This window comes from Pantoea sp. SIMBA_079 (assembly GCF_046940275.1).
In the GTDB taxonomy this organism is placed as follows: domain Bacteria; phylum Pseudomonadota; class Gammaproteobacteria; order Enterobacterales; family Enterobacteriaceae; genus Pantoea; species Pantoea borealis.
Genome location: NZ_JAWRYR010000001.1, coordinates 156,899 through 170,079, shown reverse-complemented (window position 1 = coordinate 170,079; position 13,181 = coordinate 156,899). Strand labels below are relative to the sequence as shown.

The following is a 13,181-nucleotide window of genomic DNA, read 5'->3' as shown; positions in this document are numbered from 1 at the left end:
ATGGCATCCACGCTGGAACTGCTGGAAGAACACCGTATCTTTGGTGGCTGGCAACAACGCTGGCGACATCAGTCAGCGGTACTGAACTGTCCGATGACGTTCAGCATTTTTCTACCGCCGCCTAAAGCTGATACGCCGCCGCCTGCGGTCTGGTTTCTTGCCGGGCTGACCTGCAGCGACGAGAACTTTACCACCAAAGCGGGTGCCCAGCGCGTGGCCGCCGAGCTGGGTCTGGTGCTGATTATGCCGGACACCAGCCCGCGCGGTGACGCAGTGGCTAATGATGAGAGTTACGATCTTGGCCAGGGCGCCGGGTTTTATCTCAACGCGACGCAGCAGCCGTGGGCGGCGCACTATCGCATGTTTGACTACCTCAGCGACGAGCTGCCGGCGCTGCTGGCAGATAACTTCAAGCTGAGCGACCGGCAGTCGATCATGGGCCACTCAATGGGCGGGCATGGTGCGCTGGTGCTGGCGCTGCGCCTCGGCGGACGCTTTGCCTCCGCTTCCGCCTTTGCACCGATTGTGAATCCCGGCGAGGTGCCGTGGGGACAGAAAGCGTTTACTGCCTACCTTGGCGACGATCGCCAGACATGGCGCGAGTGGGACAGCTGCCTGCTGATGCAGGAGGCGGAGCAGCGTCTGCCGCTGCTGATCGATCAGGGTGACGGTGACCAGTTTCTGGCTGACCAGCTGCGTCCGGAGCGCCTCGAGGCGATTGCGCGTGAACAGGGCTTCCCGCTGGAGCTGCGTATTCAGCCGGGTTACGACCACAGCTACTTCTTTATCGCCACTTTTGTGGAAGATCACCTGCGCTTTCACGCGAAACATCTGCTGGTATAACGGTATCGCCCTGCAGGGCGATACTGCGCAGGGCGCGCATTCATGCGCCCCTGCATTACATCAGCGATTCTGCCACCAGCCCGTCAATCATCACCTGCGGCATGCCCTGCGAGCAGTGCTCAATCCGGCCGCGCACGCCATAGACCTGCGCGAGCGTCTGCGGCGTGATCACCTCTGCGGGTATCCCATCTGCCAGGCGCCTGCCCTGCTTCAGCATCAGCGCATGGTCAGCATGCCGCAACGCGATATTGATATCGTGCACCACCACCACCGTGACCATATTGCGCAGCCGCGTTTCGCGTCGCACCAGATCCATCACGTGAAACTGATAGTTGAGATCCAGCGCGCTCAGCGGCTCATCCAGCAGCAGCAGCTCAGGCCGGCGGATCAGCGACTGCGCCAGGCCCACCAGCTGCTTCTGGCCACCTGAGAGCTGATCGAGATAGCGCATCGCCAGATGGGCAATGCCCAGCTGCTCCAGCAGCGCCATAATCTCCGCTTCGCTGTCAGCATTGTGCAGGCCACCCGACGCGCGCTGCGCCACGATAATCGATTCCAGTACATGCAGGTGGACCCCGGCGGGCAGCGTCTGCGGCAGGTAGACCACGCGCTGTGCACGCTGCGTAAAGGGCTGCGCCATTAAATCAACGCCGTTCAGCCAGAGTGCGCCTTCGCCTTTACCCAGGCCCGCCAGCGCGCGCAGCAGCGTGGATTTTCCGCAGCCGTTCGGGCCGAGCAGCACGGTAATCTTACCGCGCGGCAGCGTGGCAACGTCCAGGTTGTCGATCACCTGACGTTTAGGATAGCCGGCGCTGAATTGCTGAATACGTAAACCTGAACTCATTACACGCTCCCCCGGTGACGCAGGATAATACTCAGAAAGAACGGAACGCCGACCAGCGAGGTGACGATCCCCACCGGAATAATCACGCCCGGGATCAGGTTTTTCGACGCAACCGAGGCGAGCGACAGCACCAGCGCACCGACCAGCGCACTGGCAGGCAGATAGTAGCGGTGATCCTCGCCAAACATCATGCGGGCGATATGCGGTGCTACCAAACCGATAAAGCCGATAGGGCCGACAAACGCCACCGCCAGCGCCGAGAGAATGCTGATGCGTAACAGCGTCGCCAGCCGCAGGCGGCGTACGTCGATACCAAAGCTGATAGCGCGATCTTCTCCCAGCCGCAGCGCGGTCAGCTTCCAGCTGCTGAGCATAGAAAACGGTACCAGCAGCGCAAAAGCGGCACTGAGCATACCCAGTTTTTCCCACGACGCACGCGCCAGGCTGCCCATGGTCCAGAACACCAGCCCCTGCAGCGTGTCTTCACTGGCGATAAACTGCATCATCGATACCAGCGCGTTAAAGGTAAACACCAGGGCAATACCAAACAGCACCACGCCGGAGGTCGAGACTTTGCTCCAGCGCGTAATGCCATCCAGCATCAGCGCGGCAAACAGGGCAAACACAAAAGCGTTAGCGGAGATAAACCACTGATCGGAGAGGCCGGGAAAACCGACGCCGAGGATAATGGCCAGCGCAGCGCCAAAGGCGGCAGCGGAAGAGACGCCCAGCGTAAAGGGGCTCGCCAGCGGGTTATTCAGAATGGTTTGCATCTCTGCGCCTGCCAGTCCCAGCGCCAGCCCGACCACCACCGCCATCAGCGCATAGGGCAGACGAATATCCCAGACAATTACGCGGGTGCCGGCGTCCATTGCGGCCGGATGCAACAGCGTCTGACCAAGCGTTTCCAGCGAGAGTCCGGCCGGGCCGAGGGTGAAATCGAGAATAACCGAGGCGAGAATAGCCACAACCAGTACGCCAGTCAGCAGCAGTCGCTGACGCAGCACCTGACGATAACGTGTCAGGGTGTCAGCTTCAGGGGGGTGTTCCGCTATCAGCACGGAATCCGTCGTACGCATGAGTCTACCTGTATAGCCGTAATCATAACGGCTGACACAATAGAGCAGGTGATAATAATTATCAATTATATCTCTGTAACAAAGCTCAAACGGTCCGGGACGCATAAATGCGTTCCCTGCGTCTGGATTGGGTGCAACCGTTGGGGCGGCATTGATGCCGCCCTGGCCCGGGTGAATCGCATGAAACCAGGGACGCATAAATGCGTCCCCTACGGACCGTGCAATCACAGGGGCGGCATTGATGCCGCCCTGGCCCGGGTGAATTGCCTGAAACCTGGTTCGCATAAATACACAGGGGACGCATAAATGCGTCCCCTGCGTTTGAATTGAAATGCCGCCACGCCAGGTTTTACTGCTTAAAAACCGGGAACTCCATGTCGCTGTATTTCACCACGCGACTGCCGCGCGTCAGCCGGTAACCCATCCAGATAATCAGGAATAGCGGAATACCGATATAGGTTGCTGCCACGCCATACCAGTCGATGGTATCGGCGAGGAACGCCTGATAGTTCTGTCCCAGCGTAATAATCAGGCAGAGCACAAAGGCGAAGATGGGGCCCAGCGGGAAAAAGCCGGATCGATAAGGTAAATCAGCGAGATCGCGTCCCTGAGCCTCATAGCCGCGGCGGAAACGATAGTGACTGATGGCAATCCCCAGCCAGGCGATAAAGCCGGTCATACCTGAGGTATTAAGCAGCCACAGGTAAACTTCCTGATTACCGAACTTTGACGTCAGGAAGCAGAGACCCGCTACCACGGTGGTCGCAATCAGCGCGTTGCGTGGCACGCCGCCTTTTGAGAGTTTTGCAAAGATGCGCGGCGCTTTGCCCTCGCGGGCGAGATTAAACAGCATGCGCGTTGAGGCGTACATACCAGAGTTACCCGCCGAAAGTACCGATGTCAGGATCACTGCATTCATGATCGCCGCTGCGGAGAGCAGACCGGCATTCTGGAACACCAGCGTAAACGGGCTGACGCTGATATCGGTTACGTCATTGTGCAGCAGCTGCGGATCGGTATAGGGCAGGATCAGGCTGATGATCAGAATCGCAAACACATAAAACAGCAGGATACGCCAGAAAACCTGTCGTACCGCGCGCGGAATATTTTTTGCCGGATCTTCCGACTCCCCGGCGGCGATGCCGATAAGCTCCGTGCCCTGGAAGGAGAAGCCGACAATCATCGCCACGCCAATCATTGCGGAAAACCCGCCGGCAAAAGGCGCGTCGCCCACGGTCCAGTTGTGCCAGCCTGCGTGTTCTGCACCGCGCATGATGCCGGTGATCATCAGAATGCCGACCATAATAAAGATAATCACGGTGGCGACTTTAATCAGCGAGAACCAGTACTCTGCTTCGCCAAAACCCTTCACTGAGATGAAATTAATCAGAAACATCAGGCAGAGAAAGGTGGCGCTCCAGATCCAGCCGGGCGTATCGGGGAACCAGTAGTTCATCACCAGCTGCGAGGCGACCAGATCAACGGCGATGGTCACCGCCCAGTTGTACCAGTAGTTCCAGCCCAGTGCGAAGCCAAAGCCCTCTTCAACATATTTTGCGCCATAGGTCGCGAAGGAGCCGGAAACCGGCATAAAGGCAGCCAGTTCGCCGAGGCTGGTCATCAGAAAGTAGACCATCAGCCCGATCAGGGCATAGGAAAGCAGCGCGCCGCCGGGTCCTGCCTGTGAAATGGTGGCGCCGGAAGCGACAAACAGGCCGGTGCCGATGGAGCCGCCGATGGCGATCATGGTGAGATGGCGCGCTTTTAATTCACGGCGCAGCCCAGGTTGTTGTGTTGTTTTTGAGTCATTATGCATGTGTAAACGCTATGCCGGATAAAAATAAGGCGCGATTGTAGCAGCTAACCCTGCGCTGTATAGCATTCACCTCGGGTTATTAGTTACCTTCATGATCGGCGGGCGATTATTAGCAGCACCCGCCGCCGCAGGCTATTCACAGCAGTATGCGAGAAAGCGGTTGAGCGCGTTTGAGAGATGTTTTTGCCGGTGGTGGATACGGTAGAGCGTGCGCGTCAGGCGCGGCAGCGGTACCTCAACTTCTGCCAGCGTACCTGCTTCAAGCAGGTCGGCGATCACCCGGCGCGACAGGCAGCTGATGCCCATACCGTGCCGTACCGCATGCTTGATCGCTTCGGAGTTACCCAGTTCCATACCGAGCTGAAACTGCGGCAGATGCGACAGCAGCTGGTAGTCAACGATTTCACGCGTGCCGGAGCCGCGCTCACGCAGGATCCACGGTGCCGCCGCAAGGCTTGCCAGCGTTACCGGCTGCTGCTGCAGCGCCGAGTCAGGTGCTGCAAACACCACCAGCTCATCTTCCAGCCACGGCGTGCTAATGATATCCGGCTCGTGGCATGGCCCTTCGATCAAACCGATGTCGACGCGGAAATCTGCCACCGCCTGAATCGCATCCTGACTGTTGCCGACGCTCAGTTCCAGCGGCAGTCCGGGAAAGTCGCGCCGGTAAGCGGCAATCATGCCAGGCAGCAAATAGTTACCGATAGTGCTGCTGGCAAACAGCCGGATCGCCCCGCTGTCTTCCCGAAAAAGCTGCTCAATTTCACCCGCCTGCTCCAGCAGCCCCACGGCGCGCGGATAGAGCAGCCGGCCATGTTCATTCAGTACCAGCCGCTTGCCGACGCGGTCGAACAGCTGTACGCCGAGCTGGTTTTCGAGATCCGCCAGCGCCGCGCTCACCGCCGACTGCGACAGCGACAGCACCTGCGAGGCCTGGGTGGTTGAACCGCTCTTCAGCACCTCAGTAAACACTTCAATCTGGCGTAGCGTGATATGCATGATTGCTCCTCAGGCCATATAGCGCTGTATCAGCCAGACGATAATGCCGATCCAGATCAGCAGGATCAGGCCAAAGCCGGCACGACTGACAATTCTCACCCCGCGCGCACGCTGTACCTCCGCGCGTTCAGCGCTGCTGATACGAATGTCGCGCGGCAGCAGACGCAGCAGAATGATCACGCCGAGCGGCACAATGATGGCGTCGTCCAGCAGACCAATAATCGGGATGAAGTCGGGAATAAGGTCAATCGGGCTGAGCGCATAGGCTACCAGTCCAAAGGCCATCAGTTTGAACCACCATGCCGTACGCGGATCGCGACAGGCAAACCACAGCGTCAGAACGTCCCGCTTAATCAGCTGTGCCCAGCGGCGCAGGCGCACAAACATAGCCCTTCTCCTTATCACTTATTCCGGTCGATTATAAAGATATTATCAATTTCACTTTTATAACAGAGAGGCGCAGGCTATTGCCATACTCAGGAGGTGGTTAATGGCTGAATTTAGCATATTTAAACCGGCGCTCCCGCCCTGCCGGGTGGTGCCGGGTCTGGTCCTTACGGCGGCACTGGCAGCTGGCGCCGCCTGGCTTACCACGCTGCCGTGGCTGTCTCACGCCGGTCTGGGCGCGCTGACGCTGGCAATTATTGGCGGCATTATTGCAGGTAATACCTTCTATCCGCATATAGCCATTCACTGCGATAGCGGCGTACTGCTGGCTAAACAGCGCCTGTTGCGCCTCGGCATTATTCTCTATGGCTTTCGCATCACCGTTCAGCAGATCGCCGGCGTTGGCCTGCGCGGCGTCGTGATCGATACGCTGATTATTGGCACAACGTTTCTGCTTACCTGCCTGGCGGGTATCCGGCTGCTGAAAATGGATCGCGAGACGGTGTGGCTGATCGGTGCCGGCAGCAGCATCTGCGGTGCGGCGGCGGTGCTGGCAACGGAACCCGTGGTCAAAGCTGACGCCTCGAAAGTGGCGGTGGCGGTGGCAACGGTGGTGCTGTTTGGTACTGCCGGGATCCTGATTTATCCCCTGCTGTTTACGCTGCTGCCGGCTGTCAGCGCCGCGCAGTTTGGCATCTTTACCGGCTCCACGCTGCATGAGGTAGCGCAGGTGGTAGCGGCCGGGCACGCTATGGGCGCTGAAGCAGAGAACATGGCGGTGATCACCAAGATGCTGCGCGTCATGATGCTGGCCCCTTTTCTGCTGCTGTTGGGCAGCTGGCTCCGGCGGCGTGGCCCGCGCACGGCCACCTCTGCACGCAGCTTTCCGTGGTTTGCGCTGCTGTTTATCGCAGTCGCGCTGGTTAATTCACTGCAGCTGCTGCCGGCCGGACTGATTAGCGCCCTGAACCAGCTGGCTGATCTGCTGCTGGCGATGGCGATGGCAGCGCTGGGTCTGACCACGCGCTTCTCCGCGCTGAAGCAGGCGGGCGCGAAGCCGCTGCTGCTGGGGCTGATAATGTTTTGCTGGCTGATCGCCGGCGGCGGTGCGCTGAATTTGCTGGTGCAACATTTCATGGCATAGCGGCTTCCGCTATCATGTGCGCCTTGCTTTTGTTAACGCCCACACAGGAGAGCGGCATGAAATATATCGGTGCACACGTCAGCGCATCCGGCGGCGTGGATCAGGCAGTGATCCGCGCCCATGAGCTGGAGGCCACCGCCTTTGCGCTCTTTACAAAAAATCAGCGTCAGTGGAAAGCTGCGCCGCTCTCTGCGCAGACCATTGACGCGTTCAAAAGCGCCTGCGCGCGGTATAACTACTCTTCCGCGCAAATCCTGCCGCACGACAGCTTTCTGATCAATCTGGGTCACCCGGAGGCTGAGGCGCTGGAGAAATCGCGTGCCGCTTTTCTGGATGAGATGCAGCGGGCCGACCAGCTTGGTCTGACGCTGCTGAACTTCCACCCCGGCAGCCATCTGCAGAAGCTCGATGAAGAGACGTGCCTGAAGCGCATCGCCGAATCGATCAACATCACGCTGGATAAAACGCAAAATGTGGTCGCGGTGATTGAAAATACCGCCGGCCAGGGCAGCAATCTCGGCTACCGTTTTGAGCATCTGGCGACCATTATTGAGCACGTTGAAGATAAATCACGCGTGGGGGTCTGTCTGGATACCTGTCACACCTTTGCCGGCGGATACGATCTGCGGACCGAAGCCGACTGCATCGCAACCTTTGCCGAATTTGAGCGCGTGGTGGGCTTTAACTATCTGCGCGGGATGCATCTGAACGACGCCAAAAGCGCACTCGGCAGCCGCGTCGATCGCCACCACAGTCTCGGTGAAGGCAACATTGGCAAAACCGTGTTCAGCTGGCTGATGAAAGATGCACGCTTCGACAATATTCCGCTGATTCTGGAAACCATTAATCCCGATATCTGGAAAGATGAGATCGCCTGGCTTAAAGCAGAGCAGCACGCCTGACAACAGGCAATAAAAAAGGGAGCCTTAGCTCCCTTTTTTTATGTCCGTCGGGTTACGCGGCTTTCGCCAGCTCCTCTTCCGGACGCTTCAGTACGGCGTAACCGAGACCGGCAATCGCGGTACCGATGATAATCGCCAGCAGATAGCCCAGCACCGGCGTAATCGCCCCCGGGATCAGCAGCACAAACAGACCGCCGTGAGGTGCCATCAGCTTCGCGCCAATCGCCATTGAGATAGCGCCGGTCACGGCACCGCCAATGATGCAGCACGGCAGCACGCGCATTGGATCGCGCGCCGCAAACGGAATAGCCCCTTCAGAGATAAAGCAGAGACCCAGCACCAGTGCCGCTTTACCGCCCTCCTGCTGTCCTTTGTTGAATTTGCGACGAGCAACCAGCGTGGCCACACCCATTGCCAGCGGTGGCACCATGCCCGCAGCCATAATAGCGGCCATTGGCGCATAGGTTTGCGAACTCAGCAGACCGACGCCGAAAGCATAGGCCACTTTGTTGACCGGACCGCCCATATCGGTACACATCATACCGCCGAGAATGGCACCCAGCAGCACGGCGTTCGCAGTACCCATGTTGGACAGCCAGCTGGTCAGGCCGCTCATGATGCCGGCAACCGGTTTACCCACAACGTAGATCATCAGCAGGCCCGTGATCAGGCTCGCGACCAGCGGAATAATCAGTATGGGCTTCAGGGCTTCCATGCTCTGCGGCAGCTTCACTTTGCTGCTCAGCAGCTTCGCTGCGTAACCTGCAATGAAACCGGCAATGATGCCGCCGAGAAAACCGGCGTTAATGCTGGTAGCAATCATCCCGCCAATCAGACCAGGCGTCAGGCCCGGGCGGTCAGCGATAGAGAAGGCGATAAAACCTGCCAGAACCGGCACCATCAGCGCAAATGCGCTGCCGCCGCCGATCTGCATCAGCGCCGCAGCCAGCGTGCCTGGCTCTTTAAACGCGGTGATCCCAAACGCGAACGACAGCGCAATGCTCAGGCCCCCTGCCACCACCATCGGCAGCATGTAGGAGACACCGGTCAGCAGGTGACGATAGGCGCCCGCTTTCTCTTTACTGTCACTCTGTGCGCTGGCGCTCTGACTGCCGGAAGGCTGATAAATTTTCGCTTCCGCCTGCGCTTTATCCAGCTCCTGCGCCGTTTTTTTCAGCGCCAGGCCGGTGGAGGTGCGATACATCGGCTTGCCGGCAAATTTTGCCAGATCGACGTCGATATCTGCGGCCACGATCACCAGATCGGCGGCAGCCACCTCTTCCGGCGTAATCGGGTTACCGGCACCCACGGAACCACGGGTTTCTACTTTCACCCACCAGCCGCGTTTTTTCGCTTCCGCGTCAATCGCTTCTGCCGCCATAAAGGTGTGTGCTACTCCGGTCGGACAGGCAGTAACAGCAACAATGCGTTTCTGTGCTGTCGCCGCAGCCGGCACCGCTGCAGCGCCTGCTGCCGGCGCGGTTGCTGGCTGCCAGCGCTGCGCGTTTGCCCGCGCCTGTGCGATCGCCGCCTGCGGATCGCGCAGCGCCTGCTGCACATCAACGCACGCCACGGATTTGCCCGCCAGCTGCGCATCTTCCGGAATATGTTCACCGGCAACCAGGATCAGTTCGGCTTCAGCGGCACTGTTGGCCAGCTCCAGTCCGGCCTGTGCTGCTGCAGTGCGCAGACGTTCAGTTGCCAGATGTGCGGAGGCCAGTCCCAGTGAAGAATCTTTTATCAGCAGCGTTTTCATTATCATCGCTCTCCTGCTGTTAGTTAACGGGTTGTAAGTCGACGCGCGCCATCATCGCGGCCAACCGGGTACGATCGGCTACGCCGACGTTGCTCTGACTGACAGCCATCGCCGCCACAGCGGTAGCGAGTCGCAGCGTATGTTCGCTGGATTCACGCATCAGCAGGCCGTAAATCAGGCCGCCGACCATGGAGTCACCGGCACCCACTGTGCTGACAACCTCACAGACAGGCGGTTTTGCCAGCCATTCGCCAGATGCGTTGACCCACAGCGCGCCTTCTGCGCCGAGCGAAATCACGACGTGCGCGATTCCCTGCTCGCGCAGCTCATGCGCCGCGTTAATCACATCCTGCAGTTCAGGCAGTTTGCGGTTAGCCCAGATCTCCAGCTCGCGCCGGTTGGGTTTAACCAGCCACGGCGCTGCTTTCAGGCCTGCAACCAGCGCATCGCGACTGCTGTCAAAAATAATGCACGGGCAGAGCGTACGCAGATCGCTCATCCAGCGGGTAAACGCTTCAGGCGTCACGCCGCCCGGCAGGCTGCCGCTGACGCAGACCATATCGAACTGGCCGAGCCAGGTCAGAGAATCTGCGGTAAAGCGCTCCCAGTCCTGTGCTGTCACCTCAAACCCGGAGAAGTTAAGGTCAGTGACCTCGCCATCTTTTTCCGTGAGCTTTACGTTAATACGGGTACGACCCTGCACAACCTGAAAGCGGTTAGCTATCCCCAGCTCGCTGAACAGCTGCTGGAAACCGTCCTGATTTTCCCGGCCCATAAAGCCACCGACAGTGACGTCGATGCCGAGATCTTTAAGCACTTTGGCTACGTTGATGCCTTTGCCTGCCGCATGCAGGCCGGTGGTTTTCACCAGATTGACTTCACCGCGCTCTATTTCCGGCGTAAAGCCTACCAGGTCATAAGCCGGGTTCAGCGTAATGGTGGCGACGCGACGGCTCATGCTGCCCCCTCACCCAGACCGGAATTAATGGCTTCTTCAATTGCCTGCATCGCCTGTGGCGCATCATCACCGCTGGCGGTAAAGCGCAGGCGATGGCCTTTCTTCACGCCCAGCGCCACCACTTTCATCAGGCTGCGACCGTTAGCAGGCTTGCCGCTGCCGTCGAGATTAGTCACGGTGACGTCACTGTTAAACTGTTTGATCACGCTGACCAGCGCCGTGCCCGGACGCGCATGCAGGCCATGCTCATTGCGAATGGTAAACTCTGCGGTCAGGACTTCAGCCGCTTCATCCACTTCGCTGGTGAGCAGCGCCAGTACACCGGCTGCGTCCGCTTTCAGCAGGCGTTCAGCTTTATTGTTCTGCAGCAGATTGCTCAGGTAGCCCAGCACCTCCAGCGGACGCTCATCCACAGCGGCAACCGTCAGCAGCAGCGCCACGCGTTCGCCCTGCCAGTCAAACGGTGCTGCCGGGCGGCTTACCGCGACTGCGCTGCCCAGGTTGCCCTGCGCGCTGTCGTTCAGCCAGATCCCCTGGCCCAGACTCAGCGGTGTGCGGGAGATAACCTCTGTGATAAATGCCGCGTCAACTGCACCGGCAGCCTGCAGACGACCGGCATTCAGCGCCTGCAGCGTGATCAGATCGTTCGCCGCCACATCCACCGCAATCAGCGAGGTATCAAAGGTAAATTCAGCTCCCTGCTTCTCACCCATCAGCAGCGCGCGCAGATCTTCGGCGGAAGCCGATTTCAGCTGCTCTGCCACGCTGTCGTCGCTTAACACATGCGTCAGCTGACGCAGCAGCGCCAGATGCTCATCTGATTTAGCGGCGATGCCGATAGCGACATAGGCGATCTGCCCTTCGCCCCACTCTACGCCCTGTGGAAACTGATAAACCTGCACGCCGGTTTTCAGCACCAGGTCACGGGTGTCGGTAGTGCCGTGTGGAATAGCAATGCCGTTGCCGAGAAAGGTACTGGTCTGCTGTTCGCGAGCCAGCATGCCGCTGACATAGCCTTCAGCAACATTGCCTGCTGCAGTCAGCGCGGCAGCAACCTGACGAATAGCGTCTTCTTTTGTCTGTGCCGTGGCGCCGGTATGGATGGCCTGAACTTCGAGCTGGAACATATCTCTCCTCGCTTGCTGAATTGAATCGTTTCAGCTTAATGGCGAAAAAACACGCTGCATCACAGCCACTTAGCCGCAACTACAACGCTGAAACGTTTCAGGGAATATGGTACAGGCGGACCTTTGAGGCAAGAAAATGTGTAAACCAAAGAACAGATCTTTGACGCTACGCACACTTCATCGGGAAATTAAGATTTTTCGCACGCTACAGCTGATGAATGTGCTGAAGGTGAAGGCAGCCGGTTGGGCAGATTTTCAGCAGACTTACAGCATGTCAGGGTGCCGTCTCTGCTTCAAGCTGCAGCAGATAGGTCATCGCCTCTTCCCGGCTACGGCCGCACATTTCCGGTCCAGGCTGCAGGCCTGCGCAGACGGCCGGACGCAGTGGCGAACCAAACAGCTGGCAGCGCTGCTGCGCATCCAGCTGAACGCAGGGCGTATTGGCAGGCTTGCCGTGAGGCATACCCGGAATAGGCGAAGAAATTGAGGGCGCGGTGCAGCAGGCACCGCACTGGTCGCGGCATAACATGAGGCGCTCCGGCAGAGATTTCGCGGCGACAATAGCAGCCCTGCCCCCTGAAAGCTATGCGCGGATAACAATTTTACCAGGCCTCACTTGCCTGTTTTCGATCGCGCGCGTAACGTGACGCGCACCTCTCTTTTCTGAGTGAAGAACATCATGCCTAAGGCAAACGAAATCAAAAAAGGAATGGCCGTTACCTGGAACGGCAAGCTGTTGCTGGTGAAGGATATTGATGTGCAAAGTCCCAGCGCACGCGGGGCGGCAACGCTCTATAAAATGCGGTTTACCGATGTCCGTACCGGCCTCAAGGTCGAAGAGCGATTCAAAGGCGACGATATTATCGATGCCATTCAGCTGAGCCGTCGGCCGGTAACCTTTTCTTATATCGATGGCGATGAATATGTGTTTATGGATGATGAGGATTACACGCCCTATAACTTTAAGCAGGAGCAGATTGCCGAGGAGCTGCTGTTTATTCCGGAAGGCGGGATCCCCGGCATGCAGGTGCTGACAATGGAGGGTCAGGTACTGGCGCTGGAGCTACCGCAAACGGTGGATATGGTGATTGCTGATACGACGCCGGGCATCAAAGGCGCATCCGCCAGCGCGCGCACGAAACCCGCAGTGATGAGTACCGGCCTCTCGGTACAGGTACCTGAATACCTCAGCAATGGCGATCGTATTCGCATTCATGTGGCTGAACGACGCTATATGAGTCGCGCCGACTGATCGCCGCGTTGTCCGCGCCCGTCAGGTTGTTATACTATAACACTATCGGGCGCGGTCCGCGTTGCCGGCCGCGC

At 58.7% G+C, this 13,181-nt stretch carries 13 protein-coding genes; 4 read left to right on the top strand and 9 right to left on the bottom strand.

The window, feature by feature from the left end:
• Positions 1 to 843, top strand: coding sequence for an S-formylglutathione hydrolase (gene fghA, locus SB719_RS00790; protein WP_304233224.1), 843 nt, complete (start codon positions 1 to 3; stop codon positions 841 to 843).
• 55 nt (positions 844 to 898) lie between these two features.
• Here the strand turns inward: fghA and SB719_RS00785 are convergent, their stop codons facing one another.
• The 5 genes from SB719_RS00785 to SB719_RS00765 form a co-directional block, all read right to left on the bottom strand.
• Entirely contained in the window at positions 899 to 1,687 is a 789-nt protein-coding gene (locus SB719_RS00785) for an ABC transporter ATP-binding protein (protein ID WP_065648879.1), read from the bottom strand.
• On the bottom strand, positions 1,687 to 2,766 hold the full coding sequence (locus tag SB719_RS00780) for an iron ABC transporter permease (protein WP_314686215.1): 1,080 nt from the start codon (positions 2,764 to 2,766) through the stop codon (positions 1,687 to 1,689). The genes SB719_RS00785 and SB719_RS00780 overlap by 1 nt, the downstream gene beginning before the upstream one ends.
• Positions 2,767 to 3,115: 349 nt before the next feature.
• On the bottom strand, positions 3,116 to 4,582 hold the full coding sequence (locus tag SB719_RS00775; RefSeq protein WP_065648877.1) for an amino acid permease: 1,467 nt from the start codon (positions 4,580 to 4,582) through the stop codon (positions 3,116 to 3,118).
• Between the two features lie 132 nt (positions 4,583 to 4,714).
• The gene (gene yieE, locus SB719_RS00770) at positions 4,715 to 5,581 is read right to left on the bottom strand and encodes a DNA-binding transcriptional regulator YeiE (protein ID WP_314686211.1); all 867 of its coding nucleotides are present in this window, start codon (positions 5,579 to 5,581) and stop codon (positions 4,715 to 4,717) included.
• A gap of 9 nt (positions 5,582 to 5,590) precedes the next feature.
• Complete coding sequence (locus SB719_RS00765) at positions 5,591 to 5,968, bottom strand: YkvA family protein (protein WP_292976382.1); 378 nt, start codon at positions 5,966 to 5,968, stop codon at positions 5,591 to 5,593.
• Between the two features lie 103 nt (positions 5,969 to 6,071).
• Between SB719_RS00765 and SB719_RS00760 the strand changes: the two genes are divergently transcribed.
• Both SB719_RS00760 and nfo read left to right on the top strand, forming a co-directional pair.
• The gene (locus SB719_RS00760; RefSeq protein WP_304233228.1) at positions 6,072 to 7,112 is read left to right on the top strand and encodes a YeiH family putative sulfate export transporter; all 1,041 of its coding nucleotides are present in this window, start codon (positions 6,072 to 6,074) and stop codon (positions 7,110 to 7,112) included.
• Positions 7,113 to 7,168: 56 nt separating this feature from the next.
• Positions 7,169 to 8,014 (top strand): deoxyribonuclease IV, encoded by an 846-nt coding sequence (nfo, locus tag SB719_RS00755; RefSeq protein ID WP_065648873.1) that lies wholly within the window; start codon positions 7,169 to 7,171, stop codon positions 8,012 to 8,014.
• Between the two features lie 52 nt (positions 8,015 to 8,066).
• Here the strand turns inward: nfo and fruA are convergent, their stop codons facing one another.
• From fruA to SB719_RS00735, 4 genes are all read right to left on the bottom strand, one after another.
• Positions 8,067 to 9,770, bottom strand: coding sequence for a PTS fructose transporter subunit IIBC (gene fruA / locus SB719_RS00750; RefSeq protein ID WP_412158757.1), 1,704 nt, complete (start codon positions 9,768 to 9,770; stop codon positions 8,067 to 8,069).
• Between the two features lie 19 nt (positions 9,771 to 9,789).
• Positions 9,790 to 10,728, bottom strand: coding sequence for a 1-phosphofructokinase (gene fruK / locus SB719_RS00745; RefSeq protein WP_065648871.1), 939 nt, complete (start codon positions 10,726 to 10,728; stop codon positions 9,790 to 9,792).
• Positions 10,725 to 11,855 carry a fused PTS fructose transporter subunit IIA/HPr protein gene (gene fruB, locus SB719_RS00740; protein ID WP_065648870.1) on the bottom strand — a complete coding sequence of 377 codons (1,131 nt, stop codon included), beginning with the start codon at positions 11,853 to 11,855 and terminating at the stop codon, positions 10,725 to 10,727. The genes fruK and fruB overlap by 4 nt, the downstream gene beginning before the upstream one ends.
• 274 nt (positions 11,856 to 12,129) lie before the next feature.
• Positions 12,130 to 12,384, bottom strand: a complete 255-nt coding sequence (locus tag SB719_RS00735) for a YkgJ family cysteine cluster protein (protein WP_304233237.1) — start codon at positions 12,382 to 12,384, stop codon at positions 12,130 to 12,132.
• Between the two features lie 150 nt (positions 12,385 to 12,534).
• Here SB719_RS00735 and yeiP point away from each other — a divergent pair, with 150 nt between their 5' ends.
• The gene (yeiP, locus tag SB719_RS00730; protein WP_065648868.1) at positions 12,535 to 13,107 is read left to right on the top strand and encodes an elongation factor P-like protein YeiP; all 573 of its coding nucleotides are present in this window, start codon (positions 12,535 to 12,537) and stop codon (positions 13,105 to 13,107) included.
• The last annotated feature ends 74 nt before the right edge of the window (positions 13,108 to 13,181 follow it).

Bases quoted from the DNA above. Each gene is read 5' to 3' on its own strand.
- fghA (WP_304233224.1), top strand. From the start codon at position 1: ATGGCATCCACGCTGGAACTGCTGGAAGAACACCGTATCTTTGGTGGC.
- SB719_RS00785 (WP_065648879.1), bottom strand. From the start codon at position 1,687: ATGAGTTCAGGTTTACGTATTCAGCAATTCAGCGCCGGCTATCCTAAA.
- SB719_RS00780 (WP_314686215.1), bottom strand. From the start codon at position 2,766: ATGCGTACGACGGATTCCGTGCTGATAGCGGAACACCCCCCTGAAGCT.
- SB719_RS00775 (WP_065648877.1), bottom strand. From the start codon at position 4,582: ATGCATAATGACTCAAAAACAACACAACAACCTGGGCTGCGCCGTGAA.
- yieE (WP_314686211.1), bottom strand. From the start codon at position 5,581: ATGCATATCACGCTACGCCAGATTGAAGTGTTTACTGAGGTGCTGAAG.
- SB719_RS00765 (WP_292976382.1), bottom strand. From the start codon at position 5,968: ATGTTTGTGCGCCTGCGCCGCTGGGCACAGCTGATTAAGCGGGACGTT.
- SB719_RS00760 (WP_304233228.1), top strand. From the start codon at position 6,072: ATGGCTGAATTTAGCATATTTAAACCGGCGCTCCCGCCCTGCCGGGTG.
- nfo (WP_065648873.1), top strand. From the start codon at position 7,169: ATGAAATATATCGGTGCACACGTCAGCGCATCCGGCGGCGTGGATCAG.
- fruA (WP_412158757.1), bottom strand. From the start codon at position 9,770: ATGAAAACGCTGCTGATAAAAGATTCTTCACTGGGACTGGCCTCCGCA.
- fruK (WP_065648871.1), bottom strand. From the start codon at position 10,728: ATGAGCCGTCGCGTCGCCACCATTACGCTGAACCCGGCTTATGACCTG.
- fruB (WP_065648870.1), bottom strand. From the start codon at position 11,855: ATGTTCCAGCTCGAAGTTCAGGCCATCCATACCGGCGCCACGGCACAG.
- SB719_RS00735 (WP_304233237.1), bottom strand. From the start codon at position 12,384: ATGTTATGCCGCGACCAGTGCGGTGCCTGCTGCACCGCGCCCTCAATT.
- yeiP (WP_065648868.1), top strand. From the start codon at position 12,535: ATGCCTAAGGCAAACGAAATCAAAAAAGGAATGGCCGTTACCTGGAAC.